Raw genomic sequence first — 22,868 nt, 5'->3', positions numbered from 1 at the left:
CTTACCATTAGCTCCTGTAACCGAACACCTAACTTATTGCCAGAACGAGCAGAATATCCCTGCATTAACAGCGGCCGGTTCAAACCTAACCTGGTATGATTCGAATGGCATTAGACTTTCTGCTGCGCCGATCCCAGTGACTTCAGTTCCAGGAACGACTAGCTATTACGTAACCCAAAAGAATTCGACGGGTTGTGAAAGTCCAAAATCCAAAATAACTGTTGAAATATTAGCTGCGCCCGCAAAACCGGTCATTAATTCATCAGGTCCGGTTATTTTTTGCGAGGGTGGTGCAGTAACTTTGAAATCAAGCCCATCTTTTAGTTATCAATGGTTTAAAGATAATCAGGTCTTACAAGGCGCAACCGGACAGGAATTGGTGGTGAGGACATCGGGAGACTACAAAGTGGTTACGAAAAATTCAGGTACCTGTACAAGCGAGTTTTCTGAAGCCATTAGTGTCAGGGTCAATAAAATCTCCGAAAAACCGGGCATATCAACACAAGGGGCATTAACGGTGTGCGAAGGACAGTCTGTCATTTTAACTTCCTCTTCTTCGGCAGGAAATCAATGGTTCAGGAATGGTATGTTAATTCCGGGTGCAACTGGACAAGCCTATCCTGCGAAACTTTCGGGGATGTATACGGTATCAGTAAATGCAGGCACCACATGTCCGGGAATGCCATCTGATCCAGTTACGGTATCAATTAATGAAATGCCCGTAGCACCTGTTATAACCGGTAAAGGTTCGATGGTTATATGTAAGGGAGGACGTACAACCCTAACTTCATCGGTAACATCCGGAAACCAGTGGTATAAGGATGGGGTATTGATTCCGGGTGCAACTGCGTCCACTTACATTGCAAATTCTGCGGGTGTATACTTTGCAAAAAGTAAAAATGGTTCAGAGTGCGAGAGCGCAACTTCAAATACGATTAATGTAGTTGAAGATGAATTTAAAATTTCTCTGAAAGCAAACTCAGATGAGTTCACTTATGGTTCAAAAATAGAATTAAATACCAGCTCAAGATTAGGCTATAAAATACTGAGCTGGTCGCCTGCAAATTTGTTTATTGAAGGAGATGATAAATCCAAGGTGTTTACCCTTTCTGATAATGTGACCGTTACTGTAAATGCAATTTCTGATAATGGATGTTATGCATCAGCTACAATGGAAATTAAGCTTATTAAAAAACGCGATTTATACATTCCAAATACCTTCACGCCAAACGGAGATTTGAAAAATGATGTATTTAAAGTTTATGGTACAGATATTGAAACGATTGAATGGGCAGTTTATTCCCAATGGGGGCAATTGATTTATAAGTCAAAAGCACAGGATGCCTCATGGGATGGAACTTTTAAAGGCGTAATGCAGCCGGTAGGGGTATATGTTTACAAGTGTGTTGTTCGATTTAAAGATGGCGAAGAAATTACCAAACATGGCTCAATCAACCTGGTTAGATAGTATGAGAATATTTTTTTTCGTCATTATTTTTCTTTTAAACTTTCAACTGCGCTCATCTGGCCAGGTGGATCCCCATTTTTCCCAATACTACGCGTATTCTCTGTGGATGAATCCAGCGCTCACTGGCGCAACCCAAATGGATTATAAAGCAACTTTAATACACCGGAATCAAAATTTTGGTAACGTAAATACCTTTAGTACTTCTGGTTTATCCGCCGAAGTGTCTACAAATAAAAACATTAACATCGGATTGAACATTTTAAATCAAACCGCAACGAGTGGTGGCTATGGTTACCTGAATGGAACGGTTTCCGTAGCTTATACCGGTATCAAGCTTGGCTATAACGAAGATTACAACATCACCTTCGGTGTAAATGTCGGCTTCCTGAACAGAAGGTTTGATTCATCCAGATTCCAGCTTGGTGATCAATATGAACCCGGTGTCGGTTTTGCCCCGTTGATTCCAAGTGCAGATGTCTTTAATAACAGTGCATCCACAGCAATTGATGCAGGTGCGGGCGTTGCTTTTTTTGATACCAATCCGCTGAAACGTGCAAATTTATATGCGGCCTTTTCAGTGAATCATTTAACCCGGCCCATAGATCCATTTGTAGATTCGCAGGGCAAGTCAGTTTTACCCATGCGCTACCTGGTTAATGCAGGTGTTAGCATTAAGCTGAATAACAACATGTACGTGATACCACATATCTTGTATGCCAGACAAGGCAACGCGGAAGAGCGCATGGCCGGACTCTATTTTACGTTTCCGTATGGAAATAATGCAGAATTTATTGCCGGCGGAAACATAAGGCTGAAAGACGCCATTGTACCTTACGCTGGCTTCACTTTTAACAATTTCACCGTCGGGTTAAGCTATGATGTAAATCCGGCACTTCGCAGTACGGGCACCAGTACAAATACTTTCGAAATATCACTAACCTTTTTTAAGAAACGACAGGAGAATTATCGGGGCATAAGGTGCCCGGTGTTTTAACTTTAATCACAGTCGCTTCCATTCTAGCGCAAGCGTCCCGCTTGTGCCATAATAACATTCAAATTCTTAAATATTGTAGCGTGACGTCACTTGTCTTTTAGTTTTGCATATTTTATGGTTTTTATAGAACTACTGTTTAAATGGCAGTGTAACATATAAATTCAATTGATAAGAACAAATCTGCGGGATAAGTAAGCTAGTTGCTGATACATAAACCATTAGATTAGAATTTTTTCAGAAAAGCCTTCCACTGCTGCCCCAATAGAAAGCGAAACAATTTTACGAGAAACAAAATAAGCTTTCTGTAGAAAATGTTTCCGGTTGGAGAAACAATTTTACAAGAAACAAAAAAAAGTTTCTCCTGATTTTGTTTCTCGAATGGAATAACCTAAATTAAAATTCAACGTATCGAAAATGAGGGGTGGCAAAGATTACCCTACGCCAGCGTACAGGTATGAAAATAAACGAAAGGGGAGATTTAAAAAAGAAACGATTAATTTTATTTGTTATGAAAATAAACCGGTTGATGATCTGAAAATGCGAATTGTCCTAATCAGTCTAAAAATGGTCTACAGCGCAATTTTTCACACACAAAACGGATATTAGGGAAAGGTTTGAGCCCATTTAGGGCGAAGCCAGTGAATAACGGATTTAAGTTTTTACGACTGAAATATAGTTCCGATAGCCGGCAAGACAACACCACGTTAAACATACGATTCGATACGTTTCTGTTATGCTTTATTCTTTTGAGCGAGCGGTTGCTTCACGAACTTTCTCTCTATCTTAATCTAGGATTTGCTAACGCTTATCCTGGATTCTCCATCTAATGGCTTCTCAATTTCAGCTTACCTGCGTAATCGAAAATTCTGCGCTTACGCTTCTGTTAAAACGTAGATCGAACCTCGCTGCTTTGCAGCTAATAGTTCTCACACGTTTTCTCAGTTCGCAGAGCCGGCTAGCATTTCTGACAAATTTTTTCTATCAGAAGATGTTTATTAAACCGAGTAAGTAGGTTTACGGTTTTCCGTATTAGATATTAGGATTAAATTTATACTTTAGTGTAACTAACCAAATATACACGCTCTATCTTCTCTTCATTTTACAATAGAATATCTGAGGATAAGCGTTTATAGACGTTTTACAAATACTAAAGTGTACTCATATTACGCGTTAGGAATGCGATTAAAGTTATTTAAACACAATTTTAGGCATTTGATGTTGCATACATTTGAAAGTTAGGCACAAGCTACTCCAACATCAAAACCACAAGACATAAACAAAATATATGACAGAGAATTTCATTACGAACATATTCATTGAGAATTCCCGAAACATCAAAGATTTGGAAATTCCACTCTCAAGTGATACACGTCAACACCTAATATTGACAGGAAAAAATGGAAGTGGAAAAACAAGTCTGTTGCTTGAAATTAATAAGTTTTTGACTGGAATTGATGATGGAAATTTTCAACACTTTTCGAATCAAAAAAATTATCAAAATAGTATTGAGCAAGAATTATTAAACTCTAATATAGGTACAGACCACAGGTTAAATCTTGAAAGAGCATTAAAAGAAGTTCAAAATTGGTTTGCAAGCTTTGGTGGTACTAAATTAAAATTTTCTGGAAGTGAAAATATCATTTTTGAAAAGTGTCAAAAAGGAGAGTTTTTGTTAGCTTTTTTTGACTCTAAAAGACATACAAATCTGGATATACCTCAAGGAATCAATAAAATACATTTGCAGAAGAAGTATCATTTGAATGATAAAGCAAACACAAATTTCATTCAATACATTGTGAATCTAAAAGCAGACCGATCATTTGCAAGAGACGATAATGAAAAAGAAGTAGTTGATAACATCGACAAATGGTTTGAAAGATTAGAAAATAGACTGAAGGATATTTTTGATGTTAGCACCCTTGAGCTACGTTTTGATAGAAAAACTTATAATTTTGACATAATCGCTGATAAAAAAAAACCTTTTAACTTTAACAATTTATCAGATGGTTATTCAGCAATCATTAGTATTGTTACCGAGCTACTTTTAAGAATGGAAGCTCACGAAGTTAAGTCTTACGACCTAGAGGGAATAGTAATTATCGATGAAATTGAAACCCACCTTCACGTAGATTTACAAAAGAAAATTTTACCATTCCTTACTGACTTCTTTCCAAAATTACAATTCATTGTAACTACGCATTCTCCATTCGTTCTTTCATCGTTATCAAACACAACTATTTGTGATTTGGAAACAAGAACCGTAACAACTGACTTATCTGGTTATTCCTACGATGCACTACTTGAAAGTTATTTTAAAACGGATAAATATTCCGAAGAAATAAAAAATAAAATATTTGAGTTTGAAAAGTTGACTTCTTTAAAAGAGAAAACAAGCGAGCAATTGGAGCAAATCAGGAGTTTAAGAAATTATTTCGCTCATACGCCTAAATATCTTTCAACCGAACTTTTGGTTAAACTTCAACAAATTGAATTAAATGAATTAAATATTAAAAAGTAATCAGTCATGGTATATTTTGAAAAATCACAGCCTGCACCTAATTGCTTGGAATTAGAAAAAGCCAAAGCAAATGGCGATTATAAATGTTTAAATGTCCTTGAAAAAATAAAAGACGATTTTAAAAACAAATGCTACATATGTGAATATAAAGAGCCAATTGCGATTAATGTGGAACATTTTCTTCCACATGAGGGCAATAAAGAATTGAAATTTAATTGGGACAATCTTTTCTGGTCATGTGCACATTGTAATAATATTAAACTTGCTAATTACACAAACATTCTAAACTGTACTGTAGCAAATCATTTCGTAGGAATAAAACTTAAATATCTATTTAAGCCATTCCCATATGAAAAGGTAGTAATTGAAGAGCTTGTAAATACACCTGAGGTTATTCAAACAAAACAATTATTAGAGGCGGTTTATAATGGTACTACTAAATTAAAAACGATAGAAGCAGCAAATTTAAGAAATAGACTGTTAGATGAAATTAAAGACTTCCAACATTATTTATGTGAGTATTTTAAAGACACAAATTCAGTTGAAGATAAAGAATACTTTTTAATAAAAATAAGAGGGCACTTAAATAGAGGCTCTAATTTTACAGCTTTTAAAAGATGGATTGTTATTGAAAATGAGACATTGTATAAGACATTTAGTATGCATCTTGACTAAAAATCAATACCCAACATCTGCTTGGTAATATGGCGGGTTTAGTACGTGTAAAATTGAAAATTTGTGCTTCGGTTGCTTCACCATCGCAAAGCTCTGAGGCGTTAAGCAGCGATTAATTAAGAGCCCATGATAAAACACAAAATTATTTTACCTAATAGAAATGGTGAAATCTCAACCGAAGAAATTGAATTGTCCAATAATCTAGTATTAATTGGAGCGAATGGATCGGGCAAAACTCGTTTAGGTGTTTTTGTTGAAGAAAAATTACAAGAACATATTACTGTTCATCGCATTAGTGCTCAAAAAGCACTAAAACTGCCAGACTATGCTCAAATTAAAAATCTCGGTCAAGCGCAAGATGAATTTTTAGTTGGCTATTCTGGTAAAGGATTGCAATCTAATGGTATTGCTTGGGCTAAAAAAAGTTATCGTTGGCAAAATCAATCACCAGCGACCTCTTCATTAAATGATTACGAACAATTGCTTTCATTTCTTTTCGCTAAAACTACTGAACGAGATAGATTACATACGGAGAAAACTCGAACACAAAAAGAATATATAGAAGTTGTCGATTCAGTAACTGATAAAATAGTAAAGATATGGAGTGACTTAATGCCTCACCGCTCACTTAAATTTGCAGATGGACAAGTTTTAATAAGTAAAAAAGATCAAAAGGAATATCATGGTAAAGATATGAGCGATGGTGAGCGAGTGATTCTATACTTAATCGGGTCGTGTCTTTGTGCTCCAGATAACTCAATTATCATTATTGATGAGCCTGAAGTTCATATACATAAATCAATTGTTTCTAAATTATGGAATAAAATTGAAGAAAATTGCCTAGAAAAATTGCTTATTTATATAACACATGACCTTGATTTTGCCACATCAAGAACTGATTCCACAAAACTATGGATAAAGGCTTATCATGGAGAAAATATTTGGGATTGGGATTTTATTCCGGTTGAAGAAAATCTCCCAGAAAGTCTATTCCTAGAAATCCTCGGTAATAGAAAAAATATTATTTTTTGCGAAGGAGAAAATAATAGTATAGATTCATCTGTTTATCAATTAGTATATCCTGAATATCATGTTGTGCCACGTGGCGGCGGAGACAAGGTAATAGAATCAACAAAAGCTTTTGTAAACAATCCTAGTTTACATCATCTTATAGCACATGGTCTAATAGATAGTGACTACAAAGAATTAGAAGAGAAAGGAATATTACAAGGTCATGGAATTTATACAATTCCCGTGGCTGAAATTGAAAACCTATGTTGTATTGAACCTATTATAAAAATTATTTCGGTACACCTAGGTCTTAATCCAACTGAAACATTTGAAAAAGCAGTTAATTTTATAGTGGAATCCTTAAAAATCGAATTTGATGTTCAAGTTTCTTCAAAAGCTGAAAAAATTATTGAATATAAATTAGGCGCTTTTTCAAAAAAAGATCATACTGTTAAAGCGTTAAAATTAGCACTTGATGAAACCTTAAGTCGAATAAACATAGACGAAATTTATGAAGTATCAAGAGCAATTTTTCAAGACGCTATAGAATCACGCGACTATGCTAAAATATTATTAATTTATAATCGTAAAAGTTTGCCAACTAGGATTTCGGGCATATTTGGATTAGCAAAAGGTGAGTATGAAAAATTGTTAGTGAGATTAATGAAGGGAGATAAACAGAAAGAAATTGTTAGTGCCTTAAAAACCTATTTACCCAGTTTTAACGGAAGCTAATAGTGGTTTTGAAATATTGCGAAATATTTGATAATTCAAGTTTATCTTTCTTGGAAAAAATTTTTTTAACAGAAAAATTCTAGTTACGAAGTTCCATAACCTCTGGGGGTATGACACGCAATCAACTAAAATCCCTCAAAAACAAAAAGGAGACCTTATCCAAGCGTCTCCTTTTTTTCTAACCAAATATAAACCTGTTATGAGCCAGGCTTTGTCTTAAATTTTCTATCTGAATTTAATTTCTTCAAGAAAATGATTTATCTTTTTTTTTCTGAATAAACATCTTCCGTTTATTACTCTACAAATATAGTAAAATTTTTAATAGTGTAAAAAATACACTAACATATTTTTAAGTATTTTTTTTGTCATTTTTTAATTACAATCTTTTTTCAGGAGATTTTGATAAAAAAAAAGATAACATTCCAAACATAGGCAGAAAATCCATTCAGATATTGTATAATCTTTGCAATTTATAGTCGAATATATCCTAATTGTTATCTCGTTTTTTATTTAGATAAAAATTAGCTGCCTAAAATTCGGATATTTTGTTCTGCTGCTGATTTAAACGAAAATAGTTGCAATATGTTTCACTAAAAAAGTTAAATGATGTTAAATTTTTTGCTTATTATTAAATAGCGGATTAAGATTCCCGCCTGCGCGAGAATGACGGGAACGAAAAACTTATTTTGGTTCACTAATTAAGTTATTTTGATACGTTGTCGTTTCCAATTTAATTACGAATCCTAATGTGATGGCAAAGCGCTTTAAGATTAGCTTCGCTGAGCAATCGTGGTTCCCGCCTGCGCGAGAATGGCGGTAACGCAAAAAAGGTTCCAATAAATGGAACCTTTTAATAATCAATATGATGATTTTAGATTATAAGCTAGCGTAATATTCAACGAATTTCGCTAATGCAGATGAATAGCCCCACTCGTTATCATACCATGAAACCACTTTAACGAAGTTATCATTTAATGAGATACCGGCTTTTGCATCGAAAATCGAAGCGTGATCATCTCCGATAAAGTCAGATGAAACCACTTCGTCTTCTGTATAAGCCAATACACCTTTCAATTCACCTTCTGATGCCGCTTTCATAGCCGCTTTGATTTGCTCGTAAGTAGCCGGTTTTTCCAAACGTGCAGTTAAATCCACTACAGAAACGTCTGCAACAGGAACGCGGAACGACATGCCGGTTAATTTACCTTTTAATTCAGGTAAAACCATACCTACTGCTTTTGCAGCACCAGTTGAAGAAGGAATGATGTTAGAGAAACCACCACGTCCGCCTCTCCAGTCTTTAGCCGAAGGACCATCAACTGTTTTTTGAGTTGCAGTTACTGCGTGAATGGTACTCATTAAACCTTCAACGATACCGAAGTTATCATTTAATACTTTAGCAATCGGTGCTAAACAGTTTGTTGTACATGATGCGTTAGAAACGATGGTCTGATCAGCAGTTAATTTATGGTGATTTACACCCATAACATAAGTAGGGATGTCGCCATCTTTCGCAGGAGCAGAGAATACTACTTTTTTAGCACCTGCAGCGATGTGTTTTTCAGCATCCGCACGGGTTAAAAATAAACCTGTAGATTCAATAACAACTTCAACACCTACAGCATCCCATTTTAAATCAGCCGGGTTGCGTTCTGCAGTCACACGGATTGTTTTTCCGTTTACCACTAAATTTCCATCAACAACTTCAATTGTACCATCAAACTTACCGTGAGTGGTATCGTATTTCAACATATAAGCCATGTAATCTGGCTCAATTAAATCGTTAATCGCTACAATATCTAAACCTCTTTTCAAAGCAGCTCTGAAAACCAGTCTGCCGATACGGCCAAAGCCGTTTATTCCAATTTTGCTCATTGTTTTTTGTTAATTAATGTAATGTTTTAATAAATTAAGTATAGGTTCTTTTATAATGCTTTTTATCGTTAGATTATATTTTTCCGCCGTATGGATTAACCGGTCCTCAAATTCTGCTGCAACCGTGCCTACAAAATGCAAATCCTCTTCCGGATATTTTTCTACCATTGGTAAAATATAGGTTTGGAAGTGTTTTTCAAATCCTTCATCAATCATCCTGATGATGTATCCGTGTTTGTTATTTTGAATGAAGAAATCGAAAAAAGAACTTAAAAAAATATTTGCCTGCGGTTTGTTGTAAACTTTTTCAAAAATCTGAGCTCTGTCCAAGTTATAGGCCCTTGTAAATTTTGTTTCAAGCTCCTTAGGCAATCTTTTATTTAAGTAGCTTTTTAATAACATTTTTCCAAGGTAATTTGCAGAACCCTCATCCCCTAAAATATAACCCAAACCAAAGTTATTTTCCAAAGGCTTTTTACCGTCAAAGTAGGCACAATTTGAACCGCTGCCCAACATGGCGACAATGCCCGATTTTTCAAAACAAGCGGCCTGAGCTGCACCAAATAAATCATTTTCTACGATGACCTTACTGTATCGGAAAAAAGAGGATAAGGTTTTAGCAAGCTCTTCTTTTCTTTCTACCGATGATGCACCTGCTGCAAAAAAATAAATTTTCTTAATGCGCTCCGCATTATTTATCAAAATTACCTTTTTATTTAAAATTTGAAGAATTGTTTTAGAATCTACGAAATAAGGATTTATTCCAGTAGTGTTACAGTGCGCAATAACCTGTCCATTTTGAGTAAGTTTCCAAAACGCTGTTCTCGAGCCACTATAAACAACTGCTATCATTTTAAATTATATGGATAATACATCTGTCATTTCCATCAAATCGTTCTCAAGTTTATAAGAATGATCGGATAATGCTTCTTCAATGCTGGTTAACTTTATATCATTTCCTCTCAAACCTACCATTTGAGCACTTTCCCCGGCAATCAGCGCATTAACAGCTGCATAACCCAGGCGGCTGCCTAAAATTCGGTCAAAACTACTGGGGCTACCACCTCTTTGAAGGTGACCCAAAATCGTTACTTTGGTGTCGTAATGATCGAAAGTTTCTTTAACCTTGCGGGCGATATCATAAGCGCCCCCTTGTTTATGCCCTTCGGCAACTATAACGATACTAGACGACTTTTTGGTCGCTGCACCCAAGGTCAGTTTCTCAATCAGTTCATCAACACTGGTTTCGATTTCAGGCAATAAAACAGCCTCAGCACCGCTGGCAATAGAGCTTCTCAATGCGATACAACCAGAATCACGTCCCATTACTTCAATGAAAAATAACCTGTCGTGCGCATCGGCTGTATCCCTTATTTTATCAATCGCTTCAATTACCGTATTAATTGCTGTATCATAACCCAATGTAAAGTCAGAGCCACCTAAATCGTTATCGATTGTTCCCGGAATACCGATTACCTTAACGCCATATTTTTCACCAAAACGCTTGGCGCCAGTAAAAGTACCGTCACCTCCAATTACCACTAATCCGTCGATGTCGTTTAATTTTAAATTCTGGTAAGCAATTTCCTGTCCCTCGTCTGTTTTAAACTCAAGACAACGGGCTGTTTTTAATATCGTACCGCCTAAATGTAAAATATTACTTACTGAGCGGGCATCCATTGGTTTAATGTTATTGGTGATTAAACCCTGGTAACCCTGCATCACACCAAACATGTTGATGCCATGGTAGATTCCTGTGCGGATAACTGCTCTAATCGCAGCGTTCATTCCCGGTGCATCGCCCCCGGAAGTAAGTACCGCTATATTTTTGATATTTGGTTTCATCTTTGTTATACGAATATAGTGTGTATTTTCTACACTAAGTAATTTATTTTATTTTTTTTACTTAATATTGAAAGTCATACCTTTAACGCTTAAATTAACTAAATTTTACATTGGAACAAATTTTACCTCATTTAGATTCCGTTTTCTCGATTGACTGTGTCTTGTTTGGATTTGATGGCAAGGAATTGAAAATCCTGCTTATCGAACGGAACGAAGAACCATTTAAAGATTGGTGGGCATTACCCGGTAACATCGTTGGTGCCGACGAGAGTCTGGATCAATCTGCCGCCCGGATTTTATATGAATTAACGGGTTTGCGCGGTATTTATATGGAGCAATATTATGCTTTTGGCGACCCCGGAAGGCACCCTCAGGGACGTGTTATCACCCTTGCTTATTATGCACTGATCCGTTTAGGAGGCGATAAAGATTTGCGTCCGATAAGTACCTATGCGAAACAGGCCAACTGGTTGCCGATTACAGCTTTGCCGAAGCTGGCCTTCGATCACCAGAAAATTTATGATAAGGGATTAGAAAAAATAAAACGCCGTATTAAACACCAGCCGATTGCTTTTGAACTCCTGCCAGAGAAATTTACACTAACTCAATTGCAACATGTTTATGAACTGGTGCTTGGGAAAAAACTGGATAAAAGAAATTTTAGAAAGAAGATTGTAAGTTTCGGTGTATTGAAAGAGCTTGATGAAAAGCAAAAAGGCGTTTCCTATAGAGCTGCAACTTTATATAGGTTCGATAAGAGGAAATACGCTAAATTATTCGGTAAGGAGATATCTTTTTAGGTATAAAGTAGCAAAGTATCAGGTATCAAGTAGCAAGTAGCAAGTAGCAAGTATCGTGTAGCAAGTATTAAGTATCAAGATTGGTAGCATTTATAAATAAAAAGCCCGGTTTGATTTTCAAACCGGGCTTTTGCTTATACTGATGAACTAATGACCAATGAACCAATGACCAATTAACCTTTCGGTGCCAGCTCTAAATGGTAATGAACCAAATCATCTATAGGTGAACGGATGATTTTACCAACACCCATCTCGTAGCGGTCGGCAACAATGCTTAAAATATCGCGGAAGCTATAGCCAACAGACCCAACACAATTTAATTTGTGGTCCTTGTAATTTGGGTAATGTATAACCAGTGCTTCGAAAAATGCAGTGAAAGCATAATCAATGGTTTTGTAAGTATAGTCTTCGTAACTATCTTTAAAATCGTACAAAAATTTACTGAAGCTAGCGCAAAAGCGGTTTGGTAGCGGCTTATTGTAAATGTTGTCAAAAATATCCTCATTTGTTAAAGCATAATTATCATAGAATGCTTCTCTCAAACCTTTCGGCATATAGCCTTTCATGTAATCGCTCAATATGCGTTTTCCAATATAAGAACCGCTACCTTCATCGCCTAAAAAGTAACCCAATGAATCGATATTCAAAGTAATTTCTGTTCCATCGTAAAGGCATGAATTTGTTCCTGTGCCTAAAATAGCAGCGAAACCAGGCTCATTGCCTAAAAGCGCCCTGCAGGAAGCAAGTAAATCATGACCAACAAAAATCGATGCATTCGCGAAAACCTGTTGCATGGCGTCTGCAACAATTTTTACATTGCCGGGAGTTGAACACCCTGCACCATAGTAGTAAACTGCAGTCAGTTTTTCTTTTTCTAAGTGGTCCGGAAGATTTTCATTTAAAGATTGTACAATATATTCTCCTTTTGAAAAATAAGGATTGTACCCTTCTGTGTTAAAGTAAATTTTTCTGCCGGCCTCGTTAATCAGACACCAATTTGTTTTGGTCGATCCGCCGTCTGCAATTACTATCATTTTATTTATTTTTGGTTTTAGCACGATAAAAGTATAAAAACTCTTATATTTTGTATCTTTTTTTTTAATAATTTTTTAACAATTTGTTGTTGTTGAAAATTAAGTGTGTAAAAAATACACTATATAAGTGGTTTAACCGGCCTAAAACCTTAAAATTATACCAGATAAGACATAGGTCTTATTTTTTAACGTCAGAAATATTTTACAATTTTTTATCAGGATGATGAACAAAATTTTAGACTTCAGAAGTGATACAGTAACGAAGCCAACTCCCGGAATGCTGGATGCAATGATGAGCGCAAAAGTTGGGGACGACGTTTTTGGAGAAGATGAAACGGTAGATGAACTGGAGAACAAACTCGCCGCAATGTTTAACATGGAAGCCGGTCTGTTTTGTCCTTCGGGAACCATGACCAACCAGATTGCGATTAAATGCTTTACCCAACCAATGGATGAGGTGATTTGCGACCAGACCGCACACGTATACCGTTACGAAATTGGTGGAATCGCCTTTCACTCTGCAGCATCGGTGAGGCTTTTACATGGTGAAAGAGGCATTCTAACGCCAGAATTAATCGAGCCTGAAATTAATGAAGACAATATTCACTATCCAAACTCAAGCCTTGTTGTTTTGGAAAACACCGTTAATAAAGGCGGGGGAAGTTGCTATAAACTATCAGACATTGCACCAATACACCATTTATGCAATATTAAAGGCTTGAAGCTGCACCTGGATGGTGCCCGCATTTTTAATGCTCTGAATGCAACCGGCGATAAAGCACACGACTATGGGAAATATTTCGATGGCATATCGGTTTGTCTGTCAAAAGGACTTGGCGCCCCGGTAGGTTCGGTTTTATTGGGCAGCAAGGCGACCATCCACAAGGCACGTAAAATTAGAAAAGCATTTGGCGGGGGCATGAGGCAGGCTGGTTTTTTGGCTGCTGCCGGAATTTATGCTTTGGATAACCATGTCGACCGCTTAAAGGACGACCATCAGCATGCAAAGGATTTGGCCATCGCTTTATCGAGCACAAGTTATGTTAAATCGGTAATGCCAGTAGAAACCAATATCGTTATTTTTGAAGTTGAAGCCGGAAAAGCGAACGAAATCGTAAGCCGGTTTAAGGAAAAAGGATTGCTTTGCAATACCACCAGTACGAGTACCGTCAGGCTGGTTACGCACCTGGATTTGACACCTTCAATGATTGATGAAGCCATTGAAATAATACTACATTTGTATTAGTCGGAGGTCCAAATCGGGGAGTCCGATTCAATAGTTTTATAGTTCATGGTCAATAGTCAGGTCTTTATTTACAATCTGCACATACACAATTCTAACCAAAATGCCCGAAAACGCCAAACTCCAAACCCCAATCTCCAAACTCTTAATTGCGAACCGTGGGGAAATTGCATTACGTATTATGCGTTCAGCAAAAGAAATGGGCATAAAAACGGTTGCTGTTTTCTCTGAAGCCGATCGCAATGCCTTGCATGTGCGCTATGCCGACGAGGCCATTTGTATTGGGCCACCACCATCCAGCGAGAGTTATCTACGGGGAGAAAAGATAATCGACGCCTGTAAACAAACCGGCGCCCAGGCGATTCATCCGGGTTATGGTTTTCTTTCGGAAAATGCAGGCTTCGCCAAAATGGTGGCCGATGCGGGATTAATTCTTATTGGTCCATCGCCCGAAGCCATGGAAACCATGGGCAATAAACTTTCAGCCAAGGCTGCGGCTTTAAAATACAATATTCCGATGGTTCCGGGAACCGACGAAGCCATTGATGATGTGGCTGCGGCTAAACAGCGGGCGGTTGAAGTTGGATTTCCAATATTAATAAAAGCGGCTGCGGGCGGCGGCGGTAAAGGGATGCGCATCGTCGAGAAAGCAGACGATTTTGAAGAACAGATGCAATTAGCGGTGAGTGAAGCAACATCTGCATTTGGAGATGGTGCCGTTTTCATCGAACGTTATGTAAGCTCTCCAAGACACATCGAAATCCAGGTTTTGGGCGATACGCATGGCCATATTGTGCACTTGTTCGAACGCGAATGTTCGGTGCAGCGCAGGCACCAAAAAGTTGTTGAGGAAGCGCCTTCAGCCGTTCTCACGGAAGAAATCAGGCAAAAGATGGGCAAATGTGCTGTTGATGTAGCCCGTTCAGTAAATTATACCGGTGCTGGTACCGTAGAATTTATCCTCGATGAAAATCTTGATTTTTTCTTCCTGGAAATGAATACCAGATTGCAGGTAGAACACCCTGTTACAGAGCTGATAACCGGAATCGATCTGGTAAAAGAACAAATTAAAATTGCATCCGGAGAAAAGTTAAGTTTTAGCCAGGAAGACTTAAAAATTAGCGGTCACGCCATCGAGCTAAGGGTTTATGCGGAAGATCCTGCCAATAGTTTCCTCCCGGATATTGGTACTTTACAAACTTATAAAACACCCAAAGGCAATGGGGTAAGGGTAGATGATGGCTTCGAACAAGGTATGGAAATCCCGATTTATTACGACCCGATGATTGCAAAACTCGTTACTTATGGTAAAGACAGGGGAGAGGCCATTGAAAGAATGATTCGGGCAATCGAAGAATATGAGATTACCGGGATAGAAACCACTTTAGGTTTTGGTAAATTTGTAATGCAGCATGAGGCTTTCAGAACAGGTAAATTTGATACCCATTTCGTGGGTAAATATTTCAATTCAGAAAGTCTTAAAGCGGAAAATGAGGATGAGGCTTTGATTGCTGCAATAATTGCCACAAGGATTTTTCAGCAACAGAAACAGTTTGCTGTTGGAAGCACTACATCAAAAAGTAGTTCTGACTGGCGAAAAAACAGATTAAGACATTAATAAAATAACATGTTTACCGGAATAATTGAAACCCTTGGCGAAATTACCGCCATTAAAACTGAGCATACAAACATTCATTTTACCATTGCCTCGGCAATAAGTCATGAGTTAAAAATAGATCAGAGCGTTGCACACAATGGTGTTTGCCTAACGGTGGTCGCACTAAATAATGACACCCATACAGTTACGGCGATAGATGAAACGCTTCGCAAAACCAGTTTAGGAAACTTAAAGGTTGGAAGTAAAGTCAACTTGGAACGCTGTATGCAAATGAACGCCCGTTTAGATGGACATATCGTTCAGGGCCATATAGACCAGACTGCCGTTTGCGTTAAACGGGAAGAACTTGACGGCAGCTGGGAATACCGCTTTAAATACGATGCTTCTTTGGGCAATGTAACAGTAGAAAAAGGCTCCGCCTGCGTAAATGGAATCAGCCTCACGGTTGTAAATTCAGCAGCTGATGAGTTTTCCGTTTTTATCATTCCTTATACTTTCGAACACACCAATCTACAGGAAGTTCAGGTAGGCGATACCGTAAATCTTGAGTTCGATATTATCGGTAAATATGTTGCCCGTTTGATGGGGAAATAGTCATCTAACTTAATTAAATATAAGTTTTTCAAATTTTCACAAATCTAAAATCGTAAATCTAAAATCGTAAATTAATTGTATAGTAAAGATGAAGCCGCACGCCTTAGGCAACAGTTCTGGATAAGTTTTGGTCAATACATGAAGCCAGTTCCTTCTGTAAGTGGCTATCCTGTTAACTGGATAAATTACAAAACAGGCGTTAAAAACATCTTCTTTAAAATGGATGTGGACACCAGAAAGGCCACAATTTCCATTCAGCTGTCACATCCCGATGCGGGAATTCGTGAACTTGTTTTCAACCAGTTTGAAGAATTTAAATTGATGTTCCGGAATACGGTTAACGAAGAATGGGACTGGCTACAGGATACAACAGATGAATACGGCAAGACCATAAGCCAGATCGCCATTACACTGGAAAAAGTGAACATTTATAACCAGCAACACTGGCCTGAACTGATCTCCTTTTTCAAGCCCCGCATAATTGCACTTGACGAATTCTGGGATAATGTAAAACCGGTTTTCGAAGATTTGGTTTAGTCTGCCATTTTCAACTGTTCCATCCTCGATTTTACATATTTTATTTCGTCTTTGTCGGTTTCAGGATTCGGTTTACTTTTCAAGTACAGCGCGTAATAATTTTTTGCTTGCTTTACCTGCTTGTACTTTGTATCGTAAAGCACGGCCAGGCGATAGTAGATTGTTGGCGTTGAGTTAAATTCGAGTCCTTTTTTGTACGCGACATTAGCCTGAGGCAGCTTGCCTGTCTCTTCATAAAGCAATCCAAGTAAAGCGTAGTAATCAGCTGTATTTGGCGAAATGGCTTCATTAATTGTTTTCTTTGTGTAATCCTTAGCCAACGGGAAATTTTTCATTGCCCGGTAGCATAAGGAAGTGTAATAGAGCGTCGCTTCATTTTGCAGGCCCATTGCCTCCAATAACTTAAACAGGTTTGCCGCCTTTGCGTAATTTTTGGTGTAATAATGAGCCTTGGCAACGTCTTTAATCACCAGCGGATCCTGATCAACTTTTAATATCTTTTCTCCTGAAAGGATAACCTCTTTGTATTTCTTTAAAAAGTTAGCAACCGGAAGTATTGCTTTTTGCAGAATGATGTTCCCTGTATCTGCATCGATTGCAATGTTGAGTACTTTATAAGCTTTTTCCCGCTTTTGCAGCGTCGTGTAAACGTCAGCTAAATCATAGGCCACGTCTCCCTCTGTAGGGTTAATGCTATTGGCTTTCAACAGGTAAACCAATTTCATAGAGTCTATGTCTGATGAATATAAGTTGGCAAGTTGCTTGTAAACACTGAAGTTATTGCTGTCAATTTTTACGATTTCGCCGTAATATAGTTTTGATTTTTCTATATTTCCTCTTTTGGAATTTATGCCGGCCAGGCTAAAAAGCACAGGAAGGTTTTGAGCTTGCTGAGCATATGCCTTTAAGTAAAATTTCTCCGCTTCCACATTGTTTCCGCTCATTAGATAGCAATAGCCAATCTGGCTGAGGGTTTTAAAATCGGTTGTCTCTTCGCCATAAATGCTCTTTAGGTATTTTGCCGCCTCGTCGTAATGTTGTGTCTGGTATAAATCGAAAAGTTTTTCTTTATCCAATGCGACTGGTGTTTGAGCAAAAATAAAATTGTTTAAGAAAACAAACAGGATGATTAAGAGCAAATTTTTCATTTCAGTAATTTTAAACTAATTTATTAGTTGTTCGTCGCAATTCCAAATTTATCTGGTAAAGATTATCAGGAAACCTGCGAAGCAAACTTGAATATCTTTGAAACTAAAGAACACTACTGAAAAAAGGTAAGAGCCCCTCGCTGGCGGTGGACCTGTACCGATTTTCATCGGTAGCGAGGCAAGATTGTGTTTAGGAAATGAAAAATTCCCATTGCATAAAGATTCCCGCCTGCGCGGGAAAGACGAGTTTTGATAATAAGTTTTTGATGGACATTTTTTTGCACTTCGTCATCTGGCACCACTGTCTAATAAAAGTCCATTATTAACTACCCCTGCCCCTCCTTGAAAAAAGGAGGGGAGTTCCCCTCAGCTTTTCAAAGCAAGCACCTGCGGATACCTGTCTTTACACCCTACTATCTGCACCTCGCTGTCCGGCATAGGAAATGATGGAAGGAGAAAACGTTAAAGCTTGTGCAATTACATTCAACTTACTACTGCCCAAGGCAGCGCGTTCCTCCCGATTTTTCATCGGGGCTTGTGCTGCCGCCTTAAAAGCTTTAACGAATTTATCCGACAGCAGTTCCAGGCCTTGATTGTTTGCTTCTTTATCATCAAGGATAAAGAAGAAGCCATTCGGCGGCCAGCCGAGGCAAGATTGTGTTTAGGAAATGAAAAAAAAATTCCTATCGCATTAAGATTCCCGCCTGCGCGGGAAAGACGAGTTTTGATAATATTTAAACTCCATTATTAACCACCCCTGCCCCTCCTTGAAAAAAGGAGGGGAGTTCCCCTCAGAATTAAAAAAAACCTTTACGTCAGGCCTATCTCTGCACCATGCTATCTGCACCTCGCTATCGGCATAGGAAATGATGGAAGTAAAAAACGTTAAAGCTTGTGCAATTACATTCAACTTACTACTGCCCAAGGCAGCGCGTTCCTCCCGATTTTTCATCGGGGCTTGTGCTGCCGCTTTAAAAGCTTAACGAATTTATCCGACAGCAGTTCCAGGCCTTGATTTTTGTTTCTTTTCATCAAGGAAAAGAAAAAGCCTTTCGGCGGCCAGCCGAGGCAAGATTGTGTTTAGGAAATGAAAAAAATTCCCATTGCATTAAGATTCCCGCCTGCGCGGGAAAGGACGAGTTTTGATAATAAGTTTTTGATGGACCTTTTTTTGCACGCTGCTATCGGGCACCACTATCTAATAAAACTCCATTATTAACCACCCCTGCCCCTCCTTGAAAAAAGGAGGGGAGTTCCCCTCAGCGTTTCAAAGCAAGCACCTGCGGATACCTGTCTTTGCACCCTGCTATCTGCACCTCGCTATCGGCATAGGAACTGATGGAAGGAGAAAACGTTAAAGCTTGCGTAATTACATTCAACTTACTACTGCCCAAGGCAGCGCGTTCTCCCGATTTTTCATCGGGGCTTGTGTTGCCGCCTTAAAAGCTTTAACGAATTTATCCGACAGCAGTTCCAGGCCTTGATTTTTGTTTCTTTTCATCAAGGAAAAGAAAAAGCCTTTCAGCGGCTAGCCGAGGCAAGATTGTGTTTAGGGAACAAAAAAAATCCCATTGTATTAAGATTCCCGCCTGCGCGGGAAGACGGGTTTTGATAATAAGTTTTTGATGGACGTTTTTTTGCACTTCGCCATCTGGCATCACTATCTAATAAAACTCCATTATTAACTACCCCTGCCCCTCCTTGAAAATAAGGAGGGGAGTTCCCCTCAGCGTTTCAAAGCAAGCACCTGCGGATACCTGTCTTTGCACCCTGCTATCTGCACCTCGCTATCGGCATAGGAACTGATGGAAGGAGAAAACGTTAAAGCTTGCGTAATTACATTCAACTTACTACTGCCTAAGGTAGCGCGTTCCTCCCGATTTTTCATCGGGGCTTGTGCTGCCGCTTTAAAAGCTTTAACGAATTTATCCGACAGCAGTTCCAAGCCTTGATTTTTGTTTCTTTTCATCAAAGAAAAGAAAAAGCCATTCGGCGGCCAGCCGAGGCAAGATTGTGTTTAGGAAATGAAAAATTCCCATTGCATTAAGATTCCCGCCTGCGCGGGAAAGACGGGTTTGATAATATTTAAACTCCATTATTAACCACCCCTGCCCCTCCTTGAAAAAAGGAGGGGAGTTCCCCTCAGAGTTAAAAAAAACGTTTACGTCAGGCCTATCTTTGCACCCTGCTATCTGCACCTCGCTATCGGCATAGGAAATGATGGAAGGAGAAAACATTAAAGCTTGTGCAATTACATTCAACTTACTACTGCCCAAGGTAGCGCGTTCCTCCCGATTTTTCATCGGGGCTTGTGCTGCCGCCTTAAAAGCTTTAACGAATTTATCCGACAGCAGTTCCAAGCCTTGATTGTTTGTTTCTTTTCATCAAGGAAAAGAAAAAGCCTTTCGGCGGCCAGCCGAGGCAAGCCAATGAGCACAGTAACTTTAGACTGAATTCAATACTTTTCTAAGGAAATGAAACAAAATTCTCATCAGGGGGTTATACTGATAAGAGTTAAAAATTTAAAAATAAGAAAGCTATGAATACGTTACAGAAGTTTGAATTAATGGAAAAGATTGTTCGGGAATTGGAAGATTTGCAAAACTCTCAACAAGCACTTATTCAGAAAATTGGAAAAATTGAAGTTGATAATATTGAGTTGGGCGATAAACGTTTAGAAAAAGATTTGCCTGATATTCACCAGAACCTTGCAGATAACCTGGACACAATTTCTGGAATTATGGATTATTTTGCAGATAAAACTCAAAATTTTGGCGATAAAAATAATGTAGATGCGCTTAAAGAACAGGAAGCCATCAATAATGTAACAGGTCAATAATTAAATTATGAAATCAATCTATCTCTCTATCGCCTGTATCTTTATGGGCTTATGTGCAAGTGCACAGATTTTACCAACGTTCCAGTTAGGTTTAAAGGCTGGTGCGAACTTTTCAAAGTTTGATACTGAAAACACGTTCAGCAGTGATAACAGAACCGGGTTTTATGGTGGTTTGTGGGCAAGGGTAGGTGGTGCTGGTGTGTTTTTTCAACCCGAATTATACCTCTCAGGTAAAAAAACAAATCTGGTAAGTGATGCTACCGGGCAGATAAACGAAGTAAAGTTTACCAGCCTGGATGTTCCATTATTGGTAGGAACTAAATTTGGAGCCGTAGGCGTTGGTTTAAGGGTTAATACCGGCCCCATGGTTTCATTCATACTGGATGATAAACAGAGCATTGGTCAGGCAACCGGAAATGTGTTTACCGGAAATTTTAAAAATCAGGCACTTGCCTGGCAGTTTGGTGCAGGCTTAGATATTAAGAAATTTAGCATCGATGCCCGGTATGAACTCGGACTATCCAAATTAAACAAAGATGGTTATCCATCGACTAAGTTAAACCTGTTCACCATAGGTTTGGGATACAGGATTTTGTAACTTATCAACATTTTGATTGCCAGTTATTTATTGGACTAATAATTGCATTTGAAATCGACACCTAATCAAATATTTGCCTTATGAATTTCAAAGAATTATTGCTTAGAGGCCAGAGTTTTGTGGCTTTGTTGAATCAATTTAGAATTGATGTTAACGATTTAGTTATTAAAGATGAAGATGCATTATTTAACCATGAGATGGGAAAAAATACCGAAGTGGCTAAAGAATCAGTATGGATAGAAGGTAAAAATAATGATGGATTGATCAATCTCTTCGGAACTTTACATTACAACCTGTTAAATAAATTAGCGGTATTTGAGATGCAGGGGTATGAGAAAGTTCCGGTAATCCATTAAATTTATTATATCAGAAATAAAAAAAGCAGTTGTTTCAACTGCTTTTTTCGTTTTTAGCGGGTTCTTTATCAATTGCCGTAAGTTCATAGGCAAATGCACCATTCTTAGGAATAATTGGTGTTTCCCGACCAACACTGAGTGATTTAATAAACGCTGCGCCGAAATAAAATATCAGCGAAGAATAAAATACGAAAAGCATAATTACAATAATAGAGCCTGCAGAACCATAAATATTACTGATGTTGCTTAGTGGCAATAAAATCCTTAAAATGTATTTTCCCGCCGTAAACAAACAGCCGGTAAGTAATCCTCCAGATAAAGCAGCGCGCCAGGTTGGCCTTCCATTGGTCAAAAATCTGAATAAAATGGTAAACCAGGAAGTTACAATAATGACAAAAATAAGCTGGTTTAGAATAGAGGTGGCGACCAGTTCGAAAGAAGGTGTATTTGTTTTAAGAAACGAGCCAATAATGGCCTGAATACTATCCGCAAACAAACCAAATATGAATAAGATACCTGCAAGCATTATGATGATGAATGAAATGGCCCTGGATTTTAGCGTACTTACGATACCCTTTTTTTCCTGCAAACCAATGCCCCAGATTTGTTCCAGGGAGTTTTTGATTACGTTAAAAAGCGTTGTGGCGACAAATAGGAAGAATACGAAACTAAATAGGGTTACATACCATTTTTGATCAATTCCCCTGATGTTTCTTAAAGTCAGCCTGATTTGAGCAATGCTTTTATCATCTAGTATGTTATTAAGGCGATCAAAAATATTTGAAACCAAAGTCCTTCGGTCGGTAAATATGCCAAACAGCCTGATGAGTATAATTAAAATTGGGGGTAAGGCAAAGTTCGTAAAGAAAGCCGTCGCACCTGCAAGCCTGAGCGGATCATTTTTCTGAAACAGATTAAATGCATTTCTCAGTGTCGAGAAAAAAAACTTTAAATTTTCTTGTATCCCTATCGGCATCCTT

22 protein-coding genes are annotated in these 22,868 nt (G+C 38.0%); 13 read left to right on the top strand and 9 right to left on the bottom strand.

Annotated elements, in window-relative coordinates:
* The 5 genes from ASF92_RS12485 to ASF92_RS12455 all read left to right on the top strand — a co-directional run.
* On the top strand, positions 1 to 1,468 hold a 1,468-nt coding region (locus tag ASF92_RS12485; protein WP_157263862.1), incomplete at its 5' end, for a gliding motility-associated C-terminal domain-containing protein.
* A complete protein-coding gene (locus tag ASF92_RS12480; RefSeq protein WP_197413288.1) occupies positions 1,422 to 2,462 on the top strand; it encodes a PorP/SprF family type IX secretion system membrane protein in 1,041 nt (346 codons plus the stop codon). The genes ASF92_RS12485 and ASF92_RS12480, both read left to right, overlap by 47 nt.
* 1,285 nt (positions 2,463 to 3,747) lie before the next feature.
* On the top strand, positions 3,748 to 4,980 hold the full coding sequence (locus tag ASF92_RS12465; RefSeq protein ID WP_056093183.1) for an AAA family ATPase: 1,233 nt from the start codon (positions 3,748 to 3,750) through the stop codon (positions 4,978 to 4,980).
* 6 nt (positions 4,981 to 4,986) lie between these two features.
* The gene (locus ASF92_RS21025) at positions 4,987 to 5,655 is read left to right on the top strand and encodes a recombination protein NinG (protein ID WP_157263860.1); all 669 of its coding nucleotides are present in this window, start codon (positions 4,987 to 4,989) and stop codon (positions 5,653 to 5,655) included.
* Positions 5,656 to 5,781: 126 nt separating this feature from the next.
* Positions 5,782 to 7,401, top strand: coding sequence for a DUF4435 domain-containing protein (locus ASF92_RS12455; protein ID WP_197413287.1), 1,620 nt, complete (start codon positions 5,782 to 5,784; stop codon positions 7,399 to 7,401).
* Positions 7,402 to 8,277: 876 nt separating this feature from the next.
* Here the strand turns inward: ASF92_RS12455 and gap are convergent.
* From gap to pfkA, 3 genes are read right to left on the bottom strand one after another with little or no spacing between them, the layout of a single operon-like run.
* Positions 8,278 to 9,276, bottom strand: a complete 999-nt coding sequence (gene gap / locus ASF92_RS12450) for a type I glyceraldehyde-3-phosphate dehydrogenase (protein ID WP_029280245.1) — start codon at positions 9,274 to 9,276, stop codon at positions 8,278 to 8,280.
* A 9-nt stretch (positions 9,277 to 9,285) separates the two neighbouring features.
* The gene (locus ASF92_RS12445; RefSeq protein ID WP_056093181.1) at positions 9,286 to 10,128 is read right to left on the bottom strand and encodes a hypothetical protein; all 843 of its coding nucleotides are present in this window, start codon (positions 10,126 to 10,128) and stop codon (positions 9,286 to 9,288) included.
* Between the two features lie 6 nt (positions 10,129 to 10,134).
* Entirely contained in the window at positions 10,135 to 11,121 is a 987-nt protein-coding gene (pfkA, locus tag ASF92_RS12440) for a 6-phosphofructokinase (protein WP_056093178.1), read from the bottom strand.
* A 110-nt stretch (positions 11,122 to 11,231) separates the two neighbouring features.
* On the opposite strand from pfkA, the gene ASF92_RS12435 reads away from it, so the two are divergent.
* The gene (locus ASF92_RS12435; RefSeq protein WP_056093175.1) at positions 11,232 to 11,921 is read left to right on the top strand and encodes an NUDIX domain-containing protein; all 690 of its coding nucleotides are present in this window, start codon (positions 11,232 to 11,234) and stop codon (positions 11,919 to 11,921) included.
* A 173-nt stretch (positions 11,922 to 12,094) separates the two neighbouring features.
* Here the strand turns inward: ASF92_RS12435 and ASF92_RS12430 are convergent, their stop codons facing one another.
* Entirely contained in the window at positions 12,095 to 12,955 is an 861-nt protein-coding gene (locus ASF92_RS12430) for an N-acetylglucosamine kinase (protein WP_056093172.1), read from the bottom strand.
* Positions 12,956 to 13,175: 220 nt separating this feature from the next.
* Between ASF92_RS12430 and ASF92_RS12425 the strand changes: the two genes are divergently transcribed.
* The 4 genes from ASF92_RS12425 (at position 13,176) to ASF92_RS12410 (ending at position 16,947) form a co-directional block, all read left to right on the top strand.
* Positions 13,176 to 14,201: a low specificity L-threonine aldolase gene (locus ASF92_RS12425; RefSeq protein WP_056093169.1), complete on the top strand. Its 1,026-nt coding sequence runs from the start codon at positions 13,176 to 13,178 to the stop codon at positions 14,199 to 14,201.
* 100 nt (positions 14,202 to 14,301) lie between these two features.
* Positions 14,302 to 15,816: an acetyl-CoA carboxylase biotin carboxylase subunit gene (accC, locus tag ASF92_RS12420; RefSeq protein WP_056093166.1), complete on the top strand. Its 1,515-nt coding sequence runs from the start codon at positions 14,302 to 14,304 to the stop codon at positions 15,814 to 15,816.
* A gap of 9 nt (positions 15,817 to 15,825) precedes the next feature.
* Complete coding sequence (locus ASF92_RS12415) at positions 15,826 to 16,410, top strand: riboflavin synthase (protein WP_056093162.1); 585 nt, start codon at positions 15,826 to 15,828, stop codon at positions 16,408 to 16,410.
* Positions 16,411 to 16,485: 75 nt separating this feature from the next.
* Positions 16,486 to 16,947 (top strand): DUF4268 domain-containing protein, encoded by a 462-nt coding sequence (locus ASF92_RS12410; RefSeq protein ID WP_056093159.1) that lies wholly within the window; start codon positions 16,486 to 16,488, stop codon positions 16,945 to 16,947.
* Here ASF92_RS12410 and ASF92_RS12405 read toward each other — a convergent pair.
* From ASF92_RS12405 to ASF92_RS12390, 4 genes are all read right to left on the bottom strand, one after another.
* A complete protein-coding gene (locus ASF92_RS12405) occupies positions 16,944 to 18,095 on the bottom strand; it encodes a hypothetical protein (RefSeq protein WP_056093157.1) in 1,152 nt (383 codons plus the stop codon). The two genes, ASF92_RS12410 and ASF92_RS12405, sit on opposite strands and share 4 nt — an antisense overlap.
* 403 nt (positions 18,096 to 18,498) lie before the next feature.
* Entirely contained in the window at positions 18,499 to 18,624 is a 126-nt protein-coding gene (locus ASF92_RS21510; protein ID WP_255353114.1) for a hypothetical protein, read from the bottom strand.
* Between the two features lie 1,197 nt (positions 18,625 to 19,821).
* The gene (locus ASF92_RS12395) at positions 19,822 to 20,040 is read right to left on the bottom strand and encodes a hypothetical protein (protein ID WP_157263858.1); all 219 of its coding nucleotides are present in this window, start codon (positions 20,038 to 20,040) and stop codon (positions 19,822 to 19,824) included.
* Positions 20,021 to 20,455, bottom strand: coding sequence for a hypothetical protein (locus ASF92_RS12390; protein ID WP_056093145.1), 435 nt, complete (start codon positions 20,453 to 20,455; stop codon positions 20,021 to 20,023). The genes ASF92_RS12395 and ASF92_RS12390 overlap by 20 nt, the downstream gene beginning before the upstream one ends.
* Positions 20,456 to 20,634: 179 nt before the next feature.
* Here ASF92_RS12390 and ASF92_RS12385 point away from each other — a divergent pair, with 179 nt between their 5' ends.
* The 3 genes from ASF92_RS12385 to ASF92_RS12375 all read left to right on the top strand — a co-directional run bounded on the left by ASF92_RS12385 (position 20,635) and on the right by ASF92_RS12375 (position 21,888).
* Positions 20,635 to 20,934, top strand: a complete 300-nt coding sequence (locus ASF92_RS12385) for a hypothetical protein (RefSeq protein WP_056093143.1) — start codon at positions 20,635 to 20,637, stop codon at positions 20,932 to 20,934.
* A 7-nt stretch (positions 20,935 to 20,941) separates the two neighbouring features.
* Positions 20,942 to 21,532 (top strand): porin family protein, encoded by a 591-nt coding sequence (locus ASF92_RS12380; RefSeq protein WP_056093139.1) that lies wholly within the window; start codon positions 20,942 to 20,944, stop codon positions 21,530 to 21,532.
* Positions 21,533 to 21,612: 80 nt separating this feature from the next.
* Positions 21,613 to 21,888 (top strand): hypothetical protein, encoded by a 276-nt coding sequence (locus tag ASF92_RS12375; RefSeq protein ID WP_056093136.1) that lies wholly within the window; start codon positions 21,613 to 21,615, stop codon positions 21,886 to 21,888.
* A gap of 34 nt (positions 21,889 to 21,922) precedes the next feature.
* Here ASF92_RS12375 and ASF92_RS12370 read toward each other — a convergent pair whose 3' ends face one another.
* Positions 21,923 to 22,864, bottom strand: a complete 942-nt coding sequence (locus ASF92_RS12370) for a YihY/virulence factor BrkB family protein (RefSeq protein ID WP_056093134.1) — start codon at positions 22,862 to 22,864, stop codon at positions 21,923 to 21,925.
* Positions 22,865 to 22,868: the final 4 nt, after the last annotated feature.

It is taken from the genome of Pedobacter sp. Leaf176, from assembly GCF_001424305.1.
Classification (GTDB): Bacteria; Bacteroidota; Bacteroidia; order Sphingobacteriales; family Sphingobacteriaceae; genus Pedobacter.
The sequence above is the reverse complement of the archived record's forward strand: the minus strand, read 5'-3'. Positions and strand labels throughout refer to the sequence as shown.